We start from the raw sequence: 19,361 nt of genomic DNA on the forward strand, positions 1-19,361 counted from the left end.
CCCTGGCGCTTGAGGTGGGCGACCACGCTCTCGACCTCGCTGTCCGAGCAGAACGGCCCGTGCACGCGCGTGGTGCGCCCGCCGCCGGCCATGAACAGCATGTCGCCCTGGCCGAGCAGCTGCTCGGCGCCCATCTCGCCGAGGATCGTGCGGCTGTCGATCTTGCTGGTCACCTGGAAGGAGATCCGGGTCGGGAAGTTCGCCTTGATGGTGCCGGTGATCACGTCCACCGACGGGCGCTGGGTGGCCATGATCAGGTGGATCCCCGCCGCCCGCGCCATCTGGGCCAGCCGCTGGATCGCCCCCTCGATGTCCTTGCCCGCCACCATCATCAGGTCGGCCATCTCGTCGACCACGATCACGATGTAGGGCAGTGCCGACAGGTCCATCGCCTCCTGCTCGAACACCGCCTCGCCGGTCTCGCGGTTGAACCCGGTCTGGACCGTGCGGGTGATGACCTCGCCGCGCTCGCGCGCCTCCTTCATCCGGGCATTGTAGCCGTCGATGTTCCGGACGGCGATCTTGGACATCTTCTTGTAGCGCTCCTCCATCTCGCGCACGGCCCATTTGAGGGCGATCACCGCCTTCTTGGGGTCGATGACCACGGGGGAGAGCAGGTGCGGGATGCCGTCGTAGACCGACAGTTCCAGCATCTTCGGGTCGACCATGATCAGCCGGCACTCCTCGGGCTTGAGCCGGTAGAGCAGGCTGAGGATCATGGTGTTGATCGCCACCGACTTGCCCGAGCCGGTGGTGCCGGCGACCAGCAGGTGCGGCATGCGGGCGAGGTCGGCGATGATCGGCTCGCCGCCGATGTTCTTGCCCAGGCACAAAGCCAGCTTGTGCTTGCTCTCGAAGAAGTCCGGCGCCGAGAGCAGCTCCCGGAGATAGACCGTCTCGCGGGTCTCGTTGGGCAATTCGATGCCGATGACGTTGCGGCCCGGGACCACGGCGACGCGGGCCGAGACCGCCGACATGGAGCGGGCGATGTCGTCCGACAGGCCGATCACGCGGCTGGACTTGGTGCCCGGCGCCGGCTCCAGCTCGTAGAGCGTCACCACCGGGCCGGGGCGCACCGCGAGGATGTCGCCGCGCACGCCGAAATCCTGCACCGTCTGCTGGAGGTTGAGGGCGTTCTGCTCCAGCACATCGGCATCGACTTCCTCTGCTGCCCCTTCAGCCGGCAGGGCGAGCAGGCCGAGGGAGGGCAACTCGTAATCGGCGTTCTCGACGGTGGCGATCTCCAGGTGCCGGCCGGCCGGGATCAGGTGCGCGCGGGGCGCGACCATCGGCAGGGCGGGCGCGGGCGCCGCGGGGGCGACGGGCGCCTCGACCGGCTCGGGCGCTGGAGCCGCCGCCTGGGCGGGGGCGGACTCGTCGTGCGCGGGCTCATCCTGGGCGGGCTCGGTCTGGGGCGCCGCCTTGCCGCGCAGCAGGACCGGGCGCGACGTGAGCGGGATCACCACCCGGTCGGCCTCGGGGACGGATCGGACCGGATCCGCGCCCGCAGGGACGGCTGGCGGGATGGCGACGGGCCGGGCCCGGGGGGCGATGGCCGGATGGCCGGCCGCGCGGATCGCCGCCCGGGCCGCCATGGCGCAGAGCGCGGGCGCGGGGCGGGCCGCCTCGGAGGCGGCCGCTGTCGCGGCGGCCGAAGGCTCGGCCGCGGCGCTGCCGGGACCGAAGACCAGCGACAGGGCCGGTTTGGCCGGCAGGAACGCATCGCGGATCGCCGCGGCCTCGTCCGCGTGGTGGGCCGCTTCGGCCTCCTGCCCGTTATCCTGGCCGTCGGCCGGGCGCGGCGGCTGGTCGAACCGCACCAGCCGGTCGAGGACGTAGACCGGGCGGGGTGGCAGCGAGCGCAGGTGCGAGATGTCGAGGGGCATCGAGACGGAGCACTCTGCGGCCCCGACGCCGGACGCGGCCGCCGCGACGGCCTCCTCGGGCGCCGGCGGGGCGGCGGCCGGCTTCGGCTCAAGGGACGCCCAGGCCTCCACGGACGACCAGTCGCCCGCGGCCCAGCCGCTGCCGTCGAACCAGGGCTGCACCTCGGACCAGTCGGGCAGATCGGACCAGTCGCGCGCGGGCGCCTCGGCAGGCCCCTCCGCGACCGCCTCAACGACGGGCGGGGTCGCCACCGGGGCGATCACCGCGGTGGAGGCGGACAGCTCGACGCTGGGCCGCGCCGGGCGGCGGTCCGGGGTGCGGAAGTAGCGGACGCCCGGCGGAGCGACGAAGGGCTGGCGCCACAGCGGCACCGGGCCCGCATCCTCCGGGGCTTCCGGCCGCATCGCCTCGGGCGAAGCGGCGCGCTCGGCCTCCGCGCGCTCGATCCGCGCGCGCTCCGCCTGCTCCCGCTCGTCCTGCTCACGGGCCGCCTGCTCGCGGGCCGCCCGCTCGGTCTCGACGGCGAGGGTCGCCGCCTGCGCCTCGGCGCGGGCGCGTTCCAGGGCCACGCGCTCGGCGTCCAGGGCGCGCTGGCGACGCTCCTGCAGGACCGCGTCGGGGGTGCGGGTCCAGCGCACCGCCGACGGGGCGGCGGCCTGGATCGGGGCCGCGGGGACCGGCTCCTCCGGGGCGATCGCGGCGGGCCGGCGCGGCTGGCGCACGAGCACGCCCGGCGAGGAGGCGCCGCGGTCGATGCGGCTCTCGAAGCGCGGCTCGTCCAGGGCGTCGAGGCTCGCCCGGTCGTCGAAGACCTGCGCCGGCCAGAGATGCTCGGGCGGCGCGGAGGCTCTCGCGTGCGGCCCGCGCTCCAGCCCCTCGCGACCCACCATGGCCGCCGGCGAGGTCAGCCAGCTCGGCTCCGCCCGGCGGCCGGAGGTGCCGTAGGAGGGGCGTGCGGGGAGGCCGGCGGGGGTGCCGGACAGGCGGCGGGCGAGGCTCGCCCGCAGGGCCATCAGCCGGTGCGCCAGGGCGCCGAGGGAGAGGCCCGAGCGGTCGCCGCCGCGGACGGGGCGGGCAGGGTCACGGTGGGAGTACGGAGGCCGTCCCGATGCGCGCATGGGTTCTCGAACGATACTCAAAACAGGGATCCGCCGGTGCGCGGCGGCTGCCCCGAGTTAGGCCATTTGTCGTTAACGGAGGCTTGTCGCGGCCCCGCGGGCCGGAAACCATGAGGGGCGCGGCTGGAGCCCGGCGGCGCACCATACTAAGGTTGCAGCCCCCTCTCCCGGACAGGCGCCCGTGCCCCAGACCCCTCGCGACTCCCTTGCCGAGCCTCCTGCCGGGTCCCGTGTCGAATCCTCCGCCGGTCGCACGGCACGCTTCCGGTCCCTCTATCGCCACGGCTTCGCCCGGGTGGCGGCCTGCACCGGGCGCAGCCATCCGGCGGAGCCCGAACGCAACGCCGACGCCGTGCTCGATCTGGCCCGGACCTGCCACGATTCGGGGGCGGTGCTGGCGGTGTTCACCGAACTCGGGCTCTCGGCCTACGCGATCGAGGACCTGCTGCTCCAGCAGACCCTGCTCGACGCCGTCGAGGCGGCCGCCGCGCGGGTAATCGCCGGATCCGCGGGCCTGCGGCCCGTGCTGCTGGTCGGCGCGCCGCTGCGCTGGCGCCACCGGCTCTACAACTGTGCCCTCGCGATTCAGGGCGGCCGGTTGCTCGGCGTCGTGCCGAAGACCTTCCTGCCGAACTACCGGGAGTTCTACGAGAAGCGCCACTTCGCGTCCGGGGCCGGGATCGCGGGCGAGACGATCCGGGTCGCCTCGCACGAGGCGCCCTTCGGCACCGACCTGCTGTTTCCCGCCGAGGACCTGCCCGGCCTCGTGGTCGGGGTGGAGATCTGCGAGGACCTGTGGGTGCCGGAGCCCCCCGGCATGCGCGCGGCGCTGGCCGGCGCCACGGTGCTGGCCAACCTCTCGGGCAGTCCGATCACGGTCGGCCGGGCCGAATCGCGCGCGCTGCTGTCGCGGGCGGCCTCGATGCGGGGCGCCTGCGCCTACCTGTACGCCGCCGCCGGCCGGGGCGAATCGACCACCGACCTGGCCTGGGACGGCCAGACCAGCATCGACGAGCTGGGCGTCCGCCTGGCCGAGGGCCAGCGGTTCCCCACCGATCCGGTCGCGACGCTGGCCGACATCGACCTCGACCTGATCGCTCAGGAGCGCCTCCAGGCCGGCAGCTTCGACGACGACGCCAGGGGCCGTTCCCTGGCCTATCGCCGCGTCCCGTTCCGGCTCGCCCCGCCGGAGGGCGATCTCGGCCTGATGCGGCGGGTCGAGCGGTTCCCGTTCGTGCCCGCCGACCCGTCGCGGCTCGCCCAGGATTGCTACGAGGCCTACAACATCCAGGTGGCCGGGCTCAGCCAGCGGCTGGAGGCCACCGGGACCCGCAAGGCCGTGATCGGCGTCTCCGGCGGCCTCGATTCGACCCATGCGCTGATCGTGATCGCCAAGGCGTTCGACCGCCTGGGCTACCCGCGCTCCGACATCCTGGCCTACACGCTCCCGGGCTTCGCGACCTCGAGCGCCACCAAGACCAACGCCCACGCGCTGATGAAGGCGCTCGGCTGCACCGCGGCCGAGATCGACATCCGCCCGGCGGCCCGGCAGATGCTCGCCGACATGGGCCACCCCTTCGCCAGGGGCGAGCCGGTCTACGACGTGACCTTCGAGAACGTGCAGGCGGGCCTGCGCACCGATTACCTGTTCCGCCTGGCCAACCAGGCGGGCGGCCTCGTTATCGGCACCGGCGACCTCTCGGAGCTGGCGCTCGGCTGGTGCACCTACGGGGTCGGCGACCAGATGAGCCACTACGCGGTCAATACCGGCGTACCCAAGACCCTGATCCAGCACCTGATCCGCTGGGTGATCGGCCACGGCGAGGTCGGGCCGGAGGCGTGCCGCACCCTCCGGGCGATCCTCGACACCGAGATCTCCCCCGAGCTCGTGCCGGTGGACCAGGACGACAGCCCCCAGAGCACGGAGGCCACGATCGGCCCCTACGCGCTCCAGGACTTCAACCTGTTCTACACGCTGCGCCACGGCTTCCGGCCGTCGAAGATCGCCTTCCTGGCGCTCCACGCCTGGGGCGACCGGGAGCGTGGCACCTGGGCGCCGGACTTCCCCGAGGCCAAGCGGGTCGCCTACGGCCTGCCCGAGATCCGGCGCTGGCTCGGGGTGTTCCTGAGCCGCTACTTCGGCTTCAGCCAGTTCAAGCGCTCGGCGCTCCCGAACGGGCCGAAGGTCTCGGCCGGCGGCTCTCTCTCGCCGCGCGGCGACTGGCGCGCGCCCTCCGACGGCTCGGCGCAGGTCTGGATCGCGGAGCTGACGCGAAACGTCCCCGAAACTTGACCGTCACAAACTCGACCGATTGTGCTATTATGAACACGGTCAAGTCTAATATTTCCGATTGCTGGTCTTCTCTCGGGAATATTTGGCAGTCAGGGCGGCCAAGCGGAGGGGCTCCGATGCGAAGCTACAACCTGTTCCGGCTCAAAGGCGTGGATGGTCTCTGCTGCGCGGTGCCCGAGGCCAGCACCGTCCCGCCCTTCATCGGCGCCGGCCGCTGGACCTTCGGCGGCAAGCTCGACGGTCAGAGCCGCCAGCCTCTGGACTTCGACGATCGGGCCGCCGACACCGCGGTGCGCTTCAACGGCTTCTACCTGTTCCAGACGGTGGACCGTCGCTTCCTCACCTGAACGACCGGGAAGGCCGCGAATCGGGGATCGCGACCAGGATTCCTTAAGGGCTGGCATGCAGGATCCGCCGGATCGTCAGCGTTCGGGAGCATCCTGCATGACGGAGCATCGTAAAGAGGGCCGCCAGAGGGTCTTCCTCAAGGGTCGCATCCTGTTCAACAACGGCGCGTCGAGCTTCGACTGCCTCGTGCGCGATATGTCGTCGTCCGGCGCGCGCCTCGTCATGAGCGACGCGACGACGCTGCCGGAATCGTTCGACCTGTACATCCCGCAGAAAGACCGGACCTATCGGTCGACCCTGCGCTGGCGCCGCGAGGACGGCATCGGCGTCACCTTCGCGGACGAGTCCCGCCCGGCGGCGCCGGCCACGCCCGATCCGGCGGGCGCGGAAGCCTCCGTGTCCATGCTGCTGCGGCGGGTGAGTGAGCTGGAGACCGAGAACGCCGCGCTGCGCCGGCTGCTCGCCAGCATGGCCCAGCCGGGTGGATCGGCGAGCGCGGCCTGATCCTCAGCCCTGCGCGTCGAGCGCCGCACGGATGCGCGCCGCGTGCTCCGCCAGCACTGCGTTGTCGGCCATCCCGCCCTCGTGGCGCGTCAGCGGCACGCCCTCGCGCCGCGGGACGACGTGGACGTGCAGGTGGAACACGGTCTGCCCGCCCGCCGGTTCGTTGAACTGGAACACCGTGAGCCCGTCCGCCTGGAACGCTGCCTTCACGGCCCGGGCCACCTTCTGGACACTTGCCATCAGGGCGGTCAGCGAGGCCGGATCGGCATCGAGCAGGCCGCGGGCCGGCGCCTTCGGGATCACCAGGGTATGTCCCTCGCCCTGGGGCATCACGTCCATGAAGGCGAGCGTGTCCGCATCCTCGTAGACGCGGTGGCAGGGAATCTCCCCCCGCAGGATCTTGGCGAAGATGTTGTCGGGGTCGTAGCGCGCGTCGGCCATGCTTCCTCCGGGCCTTCCTGGGCGGGCGCAGGTTGCACAGGGCACCCATCCGCGTCCACACGGGAACCGCCGCCGCACCGCGACGCTTGCACCGCCGCGGCCGGAGCCAGGCTCCGCACGTATCGAACCCATGGAGTTCCGGATGGCGCACGAGAGCACGGGGGCGATCTACGCGGCAGCGGGGGCCAACCTCGCCATCGCGGCGGCGAAGTTCGTCGGCGGGGCGCTGACGGGCTCGACCGCGATGATCGCCGAGGGCGTGCACTCGGTGGTCGATACCGCCAACCAGGTGCTGCTCCTCGTCGGGATGAAGCGGGCGGAACGGCCGGCCGATGCCCGCCATCCCTTCGGCTACGGGCGGGAGATCTACTTCTACGCCTTCGTGGTGGCGCTGATGATCTTCCTCGGCGGCGGCGTCTTCGCGGTCTACGAAGGCATCGAGCGGATCCGCCACCCCTCGCCGGACGCGGACGCCCAGATCTTCGGCTTCCATTTGCCGGGAATCTGGGTGAACGTCGCGATCCTGGGGTTCGCCATTGCGGCCGAGGGCACGTCCTGGTTCGTGGCGATGCGCCAGTTCTGGGCCGAGAAGGGCAAGCACTCGGCGGTGCGGGCGATCCGGCGCAGCAAGGATCCGACCCTGTTCACGATCCTGGCCGAGGACACCGCCGCGCTGATCGGCCTGCTGATCGCGCTGGTGGGCGTCGTCCTCGCCCATCTTTTGGACATGCCGAGCCTCGACGGCTGGGCCTCGGTGGGGATCGGCCTCGTCCTCATCGGCATGGCGGTGTTCCTGATGATCGAGACCCACGGCCTGCTGATCGGCGAGGCCGCCGACCCCAAGCTGGTCGCGGCGATCTCGGACCTGGTGCGCGCCGAGCCCGGCGTCCTCCACCTCAACGAGGTGCTGACCCAGCATCTCGGCCCCGCCGACATCCTGGTCAATGTCAGCATCGACATGGCCGACGACCTCAGCGCCGGCGAGGTCGAGAGCCTCGTGACGCGCCTCGACCGGGCCGTGAAGCAGCGCGAACCGGACGTGACGCGGGTGTTCATCGAGATCCAGACGCCGGCCGACCACGGCGTCCGGGCGGCGGCCTGAGCGGTCGCGACGGGACGGAATCCCTGCCTCGCCGCCTGCTGTGCCCCGATCCTCTTCGAGGGCCGTGGGTTCTCGAAGCCGGACCTCGATATGGCGCCAGGTGTCTGAGCCACGACGCGAACCGACGGAAGTCGTGTTCCCGGGGCGGGAAGCCCTCAGTCGCTTCGGCCGACCTGGGCGAGGCTCAGCGCCCAGACCCGCTCCTGCACGGCCTCGTCGCGGCTCTCGGCCGAGGATGTCTTCGGCCGGGAGCGCGAGAAGTAGCTGCCGGTGACGCCGTCGAGTTCGGGGGCGCTCGCGACGTGGAGCGAGGTCTCCGCCCCCTTGTCCGGGCGCGTCAGGAACGGTCGCATCAGCGACCAGGCGGTCCCGAACAGGCCGCCCGTGTTCTTGGCGAAGCCGGTGTTGATCACGCCAGGATGCAGGGCGTTGACGGTGATGCCGTCCGCCCGCAACCGACGCGCCAGCGCGTAGGTGAACAGCACGTTGCCGAGCTTGGCCTGGGCGTAGGCCCGCATCGCGCCATAGCGCCGGGCGCCCTCGAGGTCATCGAATGCGATGTGCCCGCGGACATGCGCCGCCGAGGCGACGTTGACGATGCGCGGTTTGGCTCCGGCCGCCGCCGAGGCCTTCAAGGGATCGAGGAGTTCCAGCGTCAGCAGCACGTAGCCCAGATGGTCGAGCGCCCAGGTGCGCTCGATGCCGTCCACCGTGAGCGTGCGCCGGTCGAAGATCGCGCCGGCGTTGTTCACCAGGACGTCGACGCGCGGATAGGCGTCGCGGAGCGCCCCGGCGAGCCGCCGGATCTCGCCTTGCGCGGACAGGTCGGCGACGTGCGGGTCAACGACAGCGCCAGGCGATGCGACGCGGATCCGCTCGGCGCAGGCCCGGGTCCTGCCGGCATCCCGCCCGACGATGGCGACTCGCGCGCCCCTGCGCGCGAGCCCCAGGGCCGTCTCGTAGCCGATGCCGTTGGTCGCCCCGGTGACGAGGCAGACCCTGCCCTGCATCGCGGCCACCATCGGCCTCAGAACACGACCTGCCCGACCGCGAAGGCGACGACCACGATCACGATGGCGACCAGCAGGAACAGGCCGAACAGGATACGCGCCAGCGAGCCCGCGCCCGAGGCGATGCCTGTGAAGCCGAGGCCGCCTGCGATCAGCGAGATCACGAAGCAGATGAGGGCCCATTTCAGAAGGGTCATGGCGTCACTCCGGATGTGCCCGAAGAGCGGGCGACAGCAATCGATGCTCCAACCGGCCGCAAGCGAGACCGTTCCGTGGGCTGCCCGTTCGGACAGCCTTTTATTCTCAGGCTCGGCCGGAAACGAGCCGCCCGGTCGGCGCTTTCACGCCGTCTTGGCCACAGGCTGCGCCGGGACGTCGGCGCGCTCCAGCATGAGTTCGGCCAGCGTGTGGTAGAGCCCGCCGCCGCAGACCGCCTTCGAGGCGGCATCGGCGATCAGCGCCGCGACCATCAGGGGGATCATCATCGTGTGATTCTGAGTCATCTCGGTGACGATGACGAAGCTGGTGATCGGCGCCTGGAGCACGCCGGTGAGGTAGGCCACCATCCCGATCAGCACGAGGGCGCCCACCGGCATGTCCGGTAGGAAGCCGTGCACCGCTCCGCCGAGGCCGGCCCCGACGGCCAGCGACGGTGCGAACAGGCCGCCCGGGATGCCGCTGATCGAGCTGAGCACGGTGGCGGCGAATTTCAGCGGCGCGTAGGTCCAGCTCGCCGCCGTGTCGCCATGGAGCATCGCCCGGGCCTCCTCGTAGCCGGTGCCGTAGGCGGTCCCGCCGGAGGCGAGCCCGCACAGGGCGACGCACAGGCCGCAGAATGCCGCGAACGCGACCGGCCGGGTTCGGATCAGGCGGCCGGCGATGCCGGGCAGGCCGCGGGCGAACAGGATCACCAGGCGGCTGAACACCCCGCCCGCGAGTCCGCCGGCGATGGCGAGCAGCGGCACGATCCAGCCGGACGCGAGCGGCAGCGCGGCCTGGCTCGTGCCGAAATACGTGTAATTCCCCAGCAGCCAGAGGGAGGTGAGGCCTGCGGCCACGATCCCGGCGACGATCAGGCCGGACGAGCGCGCCTCGTAGGCCCGGCCCAGTTCCTCGATGCCGAACACGATGCCGGCGAGCGGGGTGTTGAAGGCCGCCGCCACCCCGGCCGCGCCGCCCGCCAGCAGCAGCCCCGGGAGCCGGTCCGGGGTCAGGCGGCCGAAGGCCGCCATGATCGCCGCCCCGACCTGCACCGTCGGCCCCTCGCGCCCGGCCGAGGCCCCGCAGAGAAGGCCGAGGAACAGGACCATCACCTTGCCGAACGCCACACGCGGGGAGATCAGGGAGAAGCGGAACCGGGCGTCGCGGGCATGCCGGGCGGCGATCACCTGCGGGATGCCCGAGCCTTGCGAGTTGGGGAACACCGTCCTGGCGAGGAGCGCCGCGAGCGCGAAGCCCGCGGGCGTCAGAACCAGCGCGATCAGCGGCGAGGGCGCGGTGAGCTGGCGGAACCCGTCCTGCGCGAGGTCGGCGCCCTTGGCCATCAGCACGGCGGCCAGCCCCACGCAGATGCCGCCCGCCAGGAACAGCAGCCGCCCCCGCCAGAGCGGGTAGGCCTCCCGCGAAGCCGAGCGCAGGCGCCTGATTGAGCGGCGGTAGCGGGAGCGCCGCGCACCGGCGGCGATCACCGGCGTCTCCCGTGCGTCGTCCCGCATCTCGACCATGAAAGAGCACTTCGTCCGTACCGCCGGAGCGAGCCGTATACCGCAGCCCGCGGAGAATGGAGCGTTCGCGAACGTCCGCGCGGGCGGCGGCATGCGGAGCAGGATCCACGCCCGGACCCGAACCCGGGCGCACGACGAGGCCCGGCGCTTCCTTGATCTGCCTCAAGGAGGCCGCGGCGGATTGCGCTAGCGTCGGCTGCGGACGAGAGGAATCCGTTTTTCCGAGATCCTCTTGCAACAACAAGGGCTTGGCGTTCGCTGCTGTTTCTCTGGAAAGCCGCCGGTTCCGGCTCGCGCAGTCTCGGGTCCATCCGGCCGGCGGAGGCGGCACGATCGACCGCCGAGCCGCCGCATCCGGAACCGGGATCCAGCCGCGATCCGCCATCTGACTGCGCGGGAGACCGAGTCGACATGACGCGACCCATCGCCATCCTTCTCGGCATCGTTCTTCTCGGCACGGCCGCCTTGGGCCAGACAGTTCCGTTCGCCCAGCCCCGGCCGGAAACCACGCCCAACTGGTCCCGGCTGAGCCTCGGAAACATCATGTTGCTGATACAGACGCGCCACATCAAGCTCTGGTACGTCGGCCGAGCGCAAGACTGGAGCCTCGTCGACTTCGAGGTGAATCACATCTCGGATGACCTCACCGCAGCGGCGATGCTCTACACGGACATTCCGGTCGCGCTCGTGCAGAACACGGAACAGGTCATCGCTCGCATGAAGGACGCCGCGAAGCATAAGGATGTGCCGCGCTTTCAGGCGGCCTTTTCCGACCTGACAGCCTCTTGCAATGCCTGCCACGCGGCTGGCGGCGTCGGCTTCATACGCATCCAGACACCGATCAACATGCCCTTCACGAACCAGGACATCCGATCCAGCAACCGGTAGCGCCTCGGGACACGGCTGCGACCGAACCGGTCATGATGCACGGACCGTTCTCGTCCGCGCGGTCTGCCTGTCGCGGGGTTTCGACGACCAAGACCGCTGCGCACCGTCCCGGAACCGGCTTCCTGTCCAGCAGCGAAGAGGACGCGGCCCCGCAGCCTCATTCCTCCGCCGCGCAGAGCCTCTCCACCGCCCGCACATAGGCTTTGGCGTCGAATTTCTTCAGCGAGTTCTCGCTCTGGTAGCGGACCGTGCCGAAGACCGGGCGCCTCTGCCAGGGTCGGTCGTGCAGGCCGAACACCCAGGCGACGTTGGTGAAGGAGTTCGGGTCGCGCCCGTCCAGGAAGTAGCGGTTGTTGAGCCGCAGCGTCCGCTCGAAGGCCGCCTTGGGCGTGGGCGACCATTCGAGGATCTTCTTGCCCCAGTACATCCGCAGCTGGTTGTGCATGTAGCCGGTCTCGCGCATCTCGCGCATCGCCGCGTTCCAGTACTGGTCATGGGTTTCGCCGGCGGCGAGCTGCGCCTCGGAGTAGCGGTGCGGGCGCTCGTCCTTCGCCTGCTCCGCGAGCGTCTTGCGCGCCCAGTCGGGAAGCGCCTTGTCGTAGTCGTCGTAGCCGTCCGTGTAGAAGACGTGGTTCATGGCGAGTTCGCGCCGGACGATCAGCTCTTCCAGGTAGGCGCCGCGGTCGTCGTCGTCGCCGCCCTTCGCCTCGCGCACCGCCAGGGCGATCTCCACCGGCGAGATCTGGCCGAAATGCAGGTAGGGACTCATGTGCGAGGCGGCGGCGGCCTCGGGCTTGTTGCGGCCCGCGCCGTAGCCCGCCAAGCCGTCCTTCAGGAACGCCTTCAGGCGCTTGCGGGCCTGCGTCTCGCCGCCGACGAAGCGCTTCACCGGCCCGACCGCCCGGTCGAGGCTCATCCCGGCGAGCACAGCGTCCGGGTCTGAGACGTCGATCTCGCTCTTCAGCCGCAACCGGTCCGCCGCATGCTTCGGCTCGCGCGGCCTCAGTTCGGCGATGAACGGATCCCAGAGACGGTTCAGCTTCGGCCGGAGCGTCCGGGCAGCGAATTCGTGCTTCTTGGAGGCGGTCTCCACCGGCACGACCACGTCGCCCTCCACCTGGACGATCCGCGTCCTGACGGCCTTCGTGATTTCCCCGTACCAGCCCTTCTGGATGGCGAGGTAGCCCCGGTCGAGGACCAGGAGCGCCGCCGTCTCGGCGAGGTCGATGGCGACCCGCGCCGGCGAGCATTTGCGCATCACGAAGCCGACGCCGCGCGCCTCCAGCCCGGCCTTCGCATCCGCGAGACCCTGGAGCAGGAAGGCATAGTGCCGGGCGTTGGCCTCGGGGAAGCCGCTCTCGCCGTCGAGGAGACCGAAGCAGGCGACCACCGGCAGGTCGAGGCGGTTCGCCTCCTCGATGGCGAATTCGAGCGCCGGGTTGAAATGGGCGCGATTGGCCTGCTGCAGGAGATACAGGACGTAGCGCCCATCCTGACGCGGCTCGGCATCGTTGAGAACCCGGATCCGCTCGCCCTGGATCGCCATGCCCGTGCGCATTCCCTCTTCGGCCGTCTCATCGAGACCTGGGCCGGACAGCTAGAGCGTGGAGCGCATTCGTCCCTCCACGCGGCCGGCATGAAATGCCGCAGTCGAACGGCGCGGCCGGGCGACGCCATTGCTGATCAGAGGGTTACGCTGCGGTTTGCCGGTCGGCAGCGCGCGAGATCCGCATCGCGATCCCGCCACGGCTGCGACATTTTCGACACAGGCCGACGGGGACGCGTGTGCACCCGCACAAAAGGACAGCCTTTCTGTCCTGATGACCTTGATATTTCTCGCAGCGCGCGCAGATTGTGCAGCGCGGGATGGCGATGGCGTCGCGATCCCGCTGCCCTTCTTGGGCGTTTCCTCCCTAGACTTCGGGCCGCTCCTTCGGGAGTGGCCTTTTTTCTTTTCGGCTCCCCGCCCGGCCCCGTCTGTCACCTGCAAGCGGGCGCAGGAATTTCCGGCGGTGGGGGATCTTGTGCTGCGCAAGCGCGGGCCGTGAGGGGATGGGGGAAAGGCGTCCGTCGAGCATGGCTTCCTGCCCTCAGCGTGCCGCGGAGGCCCCCCCCCGGCTCGCTGCCAGCGCCGCCGCCTTCCCGACGGCTGCGTAGAGGTCGAGCCGGGAATACACCCCGAATTCCGAGCCGTCGTCGAGGAAGCCGCCGCCGGGACCCTGCGTCTCGGTCAGGATGGCGTTGGCCTCGGCGAGGGTCAGCGACGGGAAGGCCGCGGTGAGCAGGTAGCCCGCCTCCGGGGCGAGCCGGCCGACATCCTCCCGGGTGCCGGCGGTCGCGGCATGTACCACGGGCAGGCCGTAGGTCTGCGTCGCCCCGTAGAAGGTCGCGTTGGCGGCCGTGTCCTTGAACCGGCCGGTATCCTGCGCCGCGCAGGCGGCCATCGGGGCGCCGCAGCCTGCCTTGAGGGCCTCGGTCATCGCGGCCCGGGCCTCCTCGAGCAGCGCTCGGTAATCCGTCACGCCCACATGCTTGTCGGCGTCGGTGGCGGCGGTGTCGAGCACAGCCGGGTTCTTCCGGATCTGTCCGACATAGGCCGGATCGTTGGCCAGCAGGTGCGCCACCGCGTGCAGCGAGGTCGTGCGCCCGCCGATCACGTCCATGGCGTAATGCGCCCCGACGATGATCCGGTCGTTGCCGTACTCGGCGGCGCGGGCGATCATCTGCTGGTAGCGCTCGGGCACCAGGAGCGCGAGGATCAGCGACTCGGTGTAGCCGTAGGTCGTGTGCCCGCTGGGATAGGACGGGCTGTCGACGAGATCCTGCTTGGGGCCGCGCAGCCAGTCGAGGCTGTGGGAGGCGTCGCCGAAATAATCCGCGCCCCGGTATGTCCGCAGGCGCGGCAGGGTCTGGAACGGGCGCGCGTTGCCGAACCGGTCGCTCCCGGGGCTGCCCGCTGGCCGGTCATAGGCCTTGCCGAACACGTCGGTGACGGCCCCGTCCGCCAGGAGCGCGGCGGCTTCGGCCGAGACCGGGTGCTTGCCGTTCGTGGTGGCGTTGGCGAAGAAGTACTTGCCGGAATTCGAATCCGACTTGGTCACGTTGTTGGTGTAGCCGATCAGGTCGGCCACCGCCGGCGCGACGCTGGTGAAGGTCTTGTAGTCGCTGTAGCGCGCCCGGTCCCGATATGCGGCGGCGAGCGTCGTGCCGAGGCCGTCGGCGAGTCCGGTGGCGTTGCCGTCGGTGATGAAGCAGTCGCGCAGCGCGAGCTGCTGCTGCTCGGGGAACGGCAGCAGGATCGGCTGCGTGAGGGTGCCGGCCTGGATGTCGCCGGTCACCCGCAGGTTGGCATCGAGCGCCGCCCGGCCCTCCGGCGTCGTTTGCAGCCGCGCCACCGGCGCCAGCCCGCGCAAGGCCGTGAGATTGGCGGGCGATTGCGCGACGGCCTGGAGGGGCAGAACCGCCCCGAGCAGCGCCAGGCCGAGTCTCAGAGTCCCGATCATGCCATCCCCATCCCCGGTCGATGCCGCGGCCGCCCGGCGACGGCGCTATCCCCGCGCCCGCGCCCGGATCATGAAGTTGTCGTAGGTGTATTCGGCCACCTGAAACCAGAGGTATTCCTCGTTGCGGAAGCTGCGCATCGCCTCGTAGACGCGGCGGAAATCGGCGTTCTTGGCGGCGATCTCGCCGTAGACGTCGTTGGCGTTCTTGAGGGCGCCCTCCATCACCTCCTGGGGGAACGGCCGCAGCTGCGCGCCCCCGGCCACGAGCCGGCGCAGGGCCTGCGGGTTGCGTGCGTCGTACTTGGCCTGCACCTCGGCGCCGACCTCGGCGGCGGCCGACCGCAGGATCGCCTGGTAGGATTTGGGCAGCGCCTTCCAGGCCTCGGCGTTGAACCAGAAGTGCAGCATCGCGCCGCCCTCCCAGAAGCCGGGATAATGATAGACGGGCGCGACCTTCTGCAGGCCGAGCCGTTCGTCGTCGTAGGGGCCGATCCACTCGGCGGCGTCGAGCTTCTTCGTCTCGAGGGCCTGGTAGATCTCGGGGCCGGGGGTTGCCTGCGGCTGGACGCCGAACTTGGCCAGCACCTGCCCGCCCATGCCACCGATGCGGAACTTGAGGCCCTGGAGATCGGTGAGGCTCTTGATCTCGCGCCGGAACCAGCCGCCCATCTGCGCGCCGGTGTTGCCGCCCGGCAGGCAGACGAGGCCCGCTTTGGCGAAGACCTCGCCGAACAAGTCCGCGGCGCCGCCCGCCTGCCACCAGGCGGCTGCGCCCCGGGCGTTGAGGCCGAACGGGACCGCGGTGGCCAGCGCGAAGGTCGGATCCTTGGCCATGCCGAGCGTCGCCGGGCCGTGGCCCATCTCGACGGTGCCGGCCGCCACGGCGTCGAGCAGCCCCTCGGCCGGCACCGGCTCGCCGGGGCCGAGCACCTGGATCTGGAACCGCCCGTCGGTGGCCTCGGCGACGATCCGGCCGAGCGCCTCCGGGGCGCCGAACAGGATGTCGAGATTCTTGGCGTAGGCCGACGACAGGCGCCAGCGCAGCTCGGGGGCGCCCTGCGCACGGGCGGGGGCGGCGAGCGGCCCGGCGATCGCCGCGGCCGCCCCGAGACCCGCGGTCAGCACCGCGCGGCGCCGCGTCCCGGCGGTGGAGGAAGGCGCGATATGAGGCTCGTCCAACGGCATCTCGTCTGAGCGTGTCCAATCCGGCCGGCGGAGGATCGGCGCGCAGGTAGCACGTCCGCGCCCGTTCTCGAAGTGCGCCGGCGCGTCGACGTGACGGGATGGCGTCTCGCTACCGCGAGGCGCCCGTGATAGGCGCCCAACCATGCGATGCGAGCCCGCCGTCACCCTGCACACCGTCTGCGGCCTGGACGAGCTGGCCGGCCACGGCGCGCGGGGCGTCAGCCACGTCCTGTCCCTGCTCGATCCCGGCACGCCCGAGCCGGCGGCGTTCTCCGCCTACGGCGCGCATGCCCGCACGACGCTGCGCTTCCACGACTGCCTCGGTCCCGGCGCTGGCCTCGTGCCGCCGGAGCCGGAGCACATCGCGGCGATCCTCGGCTTCGGACGCGACCTCGACGGCGCCGGGCATCTGCTGGTCCATTGCCATTACGGCCTGTCGCGCTCCACCGCGGCGCTGCTGATCCTGCTCGCGCAGAACGAGCCGGAGAGTCCCGCCGAGGTGCTCGTCGCGCGCCTCCACGCCCTCCGCGAGCCGGCCTGGCCCAACGCCCGGATGATCGGGTTTGCAGACGCGATGCTGAGCCGGGAGGGACGGCTCAGCGAGGCGGTCCGGCGGCTGCACGCGCTCCAGCTGCGGGTGCGGCCGCACTTGGCCGAACTGCTGCGCGGGCTCGGGCGCGGCGCGGAGGTCGATGCCGCCGGAGTCGCGGATCCCTTCCAGGCTTAGGGCGCCTCGCAAAACGCCCGATCACCGGGAGGCCTACCATGCATCGCGACGACGGCGCGGCAGGCGTCTTGTGAGAGGCTCCAACTCGGACGCTTCGAAGACGCGCACGTCACGCCGGGGTCGCGCAGCCGAGCCTGGAATGACGGGTCGTCACCAGGACCGATACGGAGAGGGTTCCTCCGCCGCGTGCACAGGGACGCGAAGGCGCGCCCGATGCGCGGCCGACCGTGCCAGGCGCCGCTCACTTCCCCGCGGGCGTGAAACTCCCGTCCTTCCACACGTAGAGAACATAACCCTGAGCGGTGACGTCGCCCTTGGCGTCGAACCCGACGGTGCCGAGCACGAGGTCGAACCGTTCCGTGTGGAGCGCCTGGGCGATCGGCTTCGGTTCGGCGGAATGGGCGAAGTTGCCGGCGGCGACGAGCGCCTGCATGGCGGCGTAGCCGTAGACCGTCGACCCGGTCGGATCGACGCCCTCGGCCTTGAACGCCTTCACCACATTCGCCGCGGCGGGCTGCCGGCTCGGGTCGAGATAGAAGGTCATCAGCACGCCGTTGCTCGCCGGCCCGGCGATCCGGGCGAAGTCCGGCGTGGCGATGGCCGAGGTGCCGAACCATTGCGGGCGAAAGCCGCGATCGGCGGCCACCTTCACGAGGCGGCCCATCTCGGCCGCGTCCCCGCCGTAATAGACCACCTCGATCCCCGACCCCTTGAGGCGGTCCGCCAGGGCCGTGTCGTCGGCGTCAGTCGGCGAGAACGACAGGGATAGCGTTTCGTTGACGCCGATCCGGTTGAGGTTGTCCTTCGTGGCGGCGGCCAGGGTCCGGGCTGCCGGCGTCTGATCCTGGATTAGCGCGATCTTGCGGTCGCGGAACCGCTCGGCCAGCACGGCGGCCGACAGCCGGGCCTGGTCGTCGTCACGCCCGCAGACCCGGAAGATGTTCGGCAGCCCCCGGTCGGTGAGCCGCGCCGAGACCGAGGCCGCGGTGATCATCACGACTCCGTTCTGGGCGTAGATGTCGGATGCGGCGATCGAGGCGTTCGAGCAGACGTGGCCGACGACGAGGTGCACGTTGGCGCGCACGAAATGATTGGCCACCGCGGTGGCGGTGTTCGAGTCGCAGGCATCGTCCTGGACGTCGAGGGTGACGGGCTGCCCGTCGAGACCCCCCATCGCGTTGGCGTCCCTGGCCGCGGCCTCCACGCCGCGCAGCACCTGTTCGCCCACCGCGACATAGGGGCCCGAGCGCGGCACAGCCACGCCGATCACCACGTCGGCCGCCGCTGGAGCGGCCGGCAGGAGCGCGAGACACAGGCTCAAGGGCAACAGCGCAGGCCGGAACAGCCCGCGGGCGGAGACGACGCGTCCGATCTTCATCGGGCTCTTCTAGGCATCCTTGCGCGAGGCGGCCACCGGCGGGGGCAGGACTTGGTCCCGCACCGCACCCAAAGCCCATACGCGAGGACGCGGGGAAACGCGATTTTTTTCCGTCGTCGTCCGAAAACCGTCCCGTCCCTACTTCGCGTAGTAGTACGCCGTCGCCACCGACGACACGGGTCCTGTGACGGCGGAGAAGACGCTGAGCACCTTCTGGACCTCGGTGAAGGGCGCGTTGGAGACGTAGACGAGGTCGCGGTTTCGCATGCGGAAGGCCTGAGTGGTGAACAGGCTGTTGGGGTCGCGCATGTTGATCCGGTAGACCACGGGCACGAGCGGCGTGCCGAGCAGCCTCGATCCGGGGTTGAGGCGGCGCACGACGCTGGCGGGCTCGAACCGGAAGATGAAGGTTCCGGCGGGGTCGGCCTGGAAGTCGGACAGGCCGCGCGCCTTGGCGAGCGCCTGGGCCAGGGTGATGCCGTCGGCCTGGAACGGCAGCTCGGTGCTGTTGCCGAGGGCGCCGACGGCGATGAAGGTCTGCGGGTCGCGCACCAGGGTGAGCACGTCGTTGGGCCGCAGGTAGATGTTTTCCTTGGGGTTGGACACCACCGTGGTCAGCGGCACCGTGGCGGTGAGCGGCCCGCGCGACAGGCGCACGAAGGTCTCCGAGACGGGCGAGCGGTTTCCGCCGGCGGCGGCGATGACGTCGAGGATGCGGTCGCCGTGGCCCGAGAGCGGCAGGCGTGCGCCGGCCGCGCCCTCGCCGGTGACGGTGACGGCCTGCGAGATCGGCCGGGTGACCGAGACCAGCACCTGGGGCTGGATGGCCTTGCCGGCGAGTTCGTTCTCGATCAGGCCCTGGACGTCCTGGGGCCTGCGCCCGGCGACCTTGATGCGCCCGGCATAGGGGACCGAGATGGCGCCGTCGCGCCCGACCGGCTGCTCGGGGATGAGCGCCGACTTGGAGCCGGCGGAGAAGCGGTCGGCCACCAGCGGGCCGGAGAACAGGCCGCCGGAGCCGGCCTCCCAGATCGAGACCGAGACCATGTCGCCGACGCCGATCACCGGCTCGGTCGACGGGCGGTGGTCGCCGAAGGAGGCGAGCAGGCTGTCGAGCGGGCGCCCGCGCAGGGCCTCGACCACGGCCGGGGTGACGTCGATGATCTCGTAGCGCGCCAGCAGCCCGCCGTCGGCGGTCGCGACCTGCGCGCCCGCCTCGATCGCGCCCGCCGTCGGACCCGCCGCAGGCAGGA

Annotated in this window: 16 protein-coding genes; 6 read left to right on the forward strand and 10 right to left on the reverse strand. The window is 71.1% G+C overall.

The genetic code is table 11. The features are described 5' to 3' along the window. On the reverse strand, nt 1–2,900 hold a 2,900-nt coding region (locus Q8W67_RS25770; protein ID WP_305550892.1), incomplete at its 3' end, for a DNA translocase FtsK. A gap of 286 nt (nt 2,901–3,186) precedes the next feature. Here Q8W67_RS25770 and Q8W67_RS25775 point away from each other — a divergent pair. The 3 genes from Q8W67_RS25775 (at nt 3,187) to Q8W67_RS25785 (ending at nt 6,150) form a co-directional block, all read left to right on the forward strand. Beyond that, a complete protein-coding gene (locus Q8W67_RS25775) occupies nt 3,187–5,298 on the forward strand; it encodes an NAD(+) synthase (RefSeq protein WP_305550865.1) in 2,112 nt (703 codons plus the stop codon). A 116-nt stretch (nt 5,299–5,414) separates the two neighbouring features. Further along, complete coding sequence (locus Q8W67_RS25780; protein WP_305550867.1) at nt 5,415–5,645, forward strand: hypothetical protein; 231 nt, start codon at nt 5,415–5,417, stop codon at nt 5,643–5,645. Nucleotides 5,646–5,742: 97 nt separating this feature from the next. Next, nucleotides 5,743–6,150, forward strand: coding sequence for a PilZ domain-containing protein (locus Q8W67_RS25785; RefSeq protein ID WP_305550869.1), 408 nt, complete (start codon nt 5,743–5,745; stop codon nt 6,148–6,150). Between the two features lie 3 nt (nt 6,151–6,153). On the opposite strand, the gene Q8W67_RS25790 is transcribed toward Q8W67_RS25785, so the two are convergent. After that, nucleotides 6,154–6,591, reverse strand: a complete 438-nt coding sequence (locus Q8W67_RS25790) for an HIT family protein (protein ID WP_305550871.1) — start codon at nt 6,589–6,591, stop codon at nt 6,154–6,156. Between the two features lie 142 nt (nt 6,592–6,733). On the opposite strand from Q8W67_RS25790, the gene Q8W67_RS25795 reads away from it, so the two are divergent. After that, nucleotides 6,734–7,693: a cation diffusion facilitator family transporter gene (locus Q8W67_RS25795; protein ID WP_305550873.1), complete on the forward strand. Its 960-nt coding sequence runs from the start codon at nt 6,734–6,736 to the stop codon at nt 7,691–7,693. Nucleotides 7,694–7,848: 155 nt separating this feature from the next. On the opposite strand, the gene Q8W67_RS25800 is transcribed toward Q8W67_RS25795, so the two are convergent. The 3 genes from Q8W67_RS25800 to Q8W67_RS25810 all read right to left on the reverse strand — a co-directional run bounded on the left by Q8W67_RS25800 (nt 7,849) and on the right by Q8W67_RS25810 (nt 10,427). Then, the gene (locus tag Q8W67_RS25800) at nt 7,849–8,703 is read right to left on the reverse strand and encodes an SDR family oxidoreductase (protein ID WP_305550875.1); all 855 of its coding nucleotides are present in this window, start codon (nt 8,701–8,703) and stop codon (nt 7,849–7,851) included. 17 nt (nt 8,704–8,720) lie between these two features. Beyond that, entirely contained in the window at nt 8,721–8,900 is a 180-nt protein-coding gene (locus Q8W67_RS25805; protein ID WP_305550877.1) for a DUF1328 domain-containing protein, read from the reverse strand. A gap of 144 nt (nt 8,901–9,044) precedes the next feature. Next, a complete protein-coding gene (locus Q8W67_RS25810) occupies nt 9,045–10,427 on the reverse strand; it encodes a chloride channel protein (protein WP_370693962.1) in 1,383 nt (460 codons plus the stop codon). 411 nt (nt 10,428–10,838) lie between these two features. On the opposite strand from Q8W67_RS25810, the gene Q8W67_RS25815 reads away from it, so the two are divergent. Beyond that, the gene (locus tag Q8W67_RS25815) at nt 10,839–11,315 is read left to right on the forward strand and encodes a hypothetical protein (protein ID WP_305550879.1); all 477 of its coding nucleotides are present in this window, start codon (nt 10,839–10,841) and stop codon (nt 11,313–11,315) included. A gap of 157 nt (nt 11,316–11,472) precedes the next feature. Here the strand turns inward: Q8W67_RS25815 and Q8W67_RS25820 are convergent, their stop codons facing one another. The 3 genes from Q8W67_RS25820 to Q8W67_RS25830 all read right to left on the reverse strand — a co-directional run bounded on the left by Q8W67_RS25820 (nt 11,473) and on the right by Q8W67_RS25830 (nt 16,003). After that, nucleotides 11,473–12,861 carry a deoxyribodipyrimidine photo-lyase gene (locus tag Q8W67_RS25820; protein WP_305550896.1) on the reverse strand — a complete coding sequence of 463 codons (1,389 nt, stop codon included), beginning with the start codon at nt 12,859–12,861 and terminating at the stop codon, nt 11,473–11,475. 544 nt (nt 12,862–13,405) lie between these two features. Further along, entirely contained in the window at nt 13,406–14,818 is a 1,413-nt protein-coding gene (locus Q8W67_RS25825) for a phosphatase PAP2 family protein (protein WP_305550881.1), read from the reverse strand. Nucleotides 14,819–14,863: 45 nt separating this feature from the next. Beyond that, nucleotides 14,864–16,003, reverse strand: coding sequence for a TRAP transporter substrate-binding protein (locus Q8W67_RS25830; RefSeq protein ID WP_305550884.1), 1,140 nt, complete (start codon nt 16,001–16,003; stop codon nt 14,864–14,866). A 142-nt stretch (nt 16,004–16,145) separates the two neighbouring features. On the opposite strand from Q8W67_RS25830, the gene Q8W67_RS25835 reads away from it, so the two are divergent. After that, the gene (locus Q8W67_RS25835; protein ID WP_305550886.1) at nt 16,146–16,730 is read left to right on the forward strand and encodes a tyrosine phosphatase family protein; all 585 of its coding nucleotides are present in this window, start codon (nt 16,146–16,148) and stop codon (nt 16,728–16,730) included. Between the two features lie 241 nt (nt 16,731–16,971). Here the strand turns inward: Q8W67_RS25835 and Q8W67_RS25840 are convergent, their stop codons facing one another. Further along, nucleotides 16,972–18,108: a branched-chain amino acid ABC transporter substrate-binding protein gene (locus tag Q8W67_RS25840; protein ID WP_305550888.1), complete on the reverse strand. Its 1,137-nt coding sequence runs from the start codon at nt 18,106–18,108 to the stop codon at nt 16,972–16,974. Nucleotides 18,109–18,246: 138 nt separating this feature from the next. Continuing rightward, nucleotides 18,247–19,359, reverse strand: a complete 1,113-nt coding sequence (locus Q8W67_RS25845; RefSeq protein WP_305550890.1) for a polysaccharide biosynthesis/export family protein — start codon at nt 19,357–19,359, stop codon at nt 18,247–18,249. Between the last annotated feature and the right edge of the window lie 2 nt (nt 19,360–19,361).

The organism is Methylobacterium sp. NEAU K (assembly GCF_030700285.1).
Taxonomy (GTDB): domain Bacteria; phylum Pseudomonadota; class Alphaproteobacteria; order Rhizobiales; family Beijerinckiaceae; genus Methylobacterium.

What these genes read in the sequence shown, in the direction of transcription:
- Q8W67_RS25780 (WP_305550867.1), top strand. Translation starts at nt 5,415, where the DNA reads ATGCGAAGCTACAACCTGTTCCGGCTCAAAGGCGTGGATGGTCTCTGC.
- Q8W67_RS25785 (WP_305550869.1), top strand. Translation starts at nt 5,743, where the DNA reads ATGACGGAGCATCGTAAAGAGGGCCGCCAGAGGGTCTTCCTCAAGGGT.
- Q8W67_RS25790 (WP_305550871.1), bottom strand. Translation starts at nt 6,591, where the DNA reads ATGGCCGACGCGCGCTACGACCCCGACAACATCTTCGCCAAGATCCTG.
- Q8W67_RS25795 (WP_305550873.1), top strand. Translation starts at nt 6,734, where the DNA reads ATGGCGCACGAGAGCACGGGGGCGATCTACGCGGCAGCGGGGGCCAAC.
- Q8W67_RS25800 (WP_305550875.1), bottom strand. Translation starts at nt 8,703, where the DNA reads ATGCAGGGCAGGGTCTGCCTCGTCACCGGGGCGACCAACGGCATCGGC.
- Q8W67_RS25805 (WP_305550877.1), bottom strand. Translation starts at nt 8,900, where the DNA reads ATGACCCTTCTGAAATGGGCCCTCATCTGCTTCGTGATCTCGCTGATC.
- Q8W67_RS25810 (WP_370693962.1), bottom strand. Translation starts at nt 10,427, where the DNA reads ATGGTCGAGATGCGGGACGACGCACGGGAGACGCCGGTGATCGCCGCC.
- Q8W67_RS25815 (WP_305550879.1), top strand. Translation starts at nt 10,839, where the DNA reads ATGACGCGACCCATCGCCATCCTTCTCGGCATCGTTCTTCTCGGCACG.
- Q8W67_RS25820 (WP_305550896.1), bottom strand. Translation starts at nt 12,861, where the DNA reads ATGGCGATCCAGGGCGAGCGGATCCGGGTTCTCAACGATGCCGAGCCG.
- Q8W67_RS25825 (WP_305550881.1), bottom strand. Translation starts at nt 14,818, where the DNA reads ATGATCGGGACTCTGAGACTCGGCCTGGCGCTGCTCGGGGCGGTTCTG.
- Q8W67_RS25830 (WP_305550884.1), bottom strand. Translation starts at nt 16,003, where the DNA reads ATGCCGTTGGACGAGCCTCATATCGCGCCTTCCTCCACCGCCGGGACG.
- Q8W67_RS25835 (WP_305550886.1), top strand. Translation starts at nt 16,146, where the DNA reads ATGCGATGCGAGCCCGCCGTCACCCTGCACACCGTCTGCGGCCTGGAC.
- Q8W67_RS25840 (WP_305550888.1), bottom strand. Translation starts at nt 18,108, where the DNA reads ATGAAGATCGGACGCGTCGTCTCCGCCCGCGGGCTGTTCCGGCCTGCG.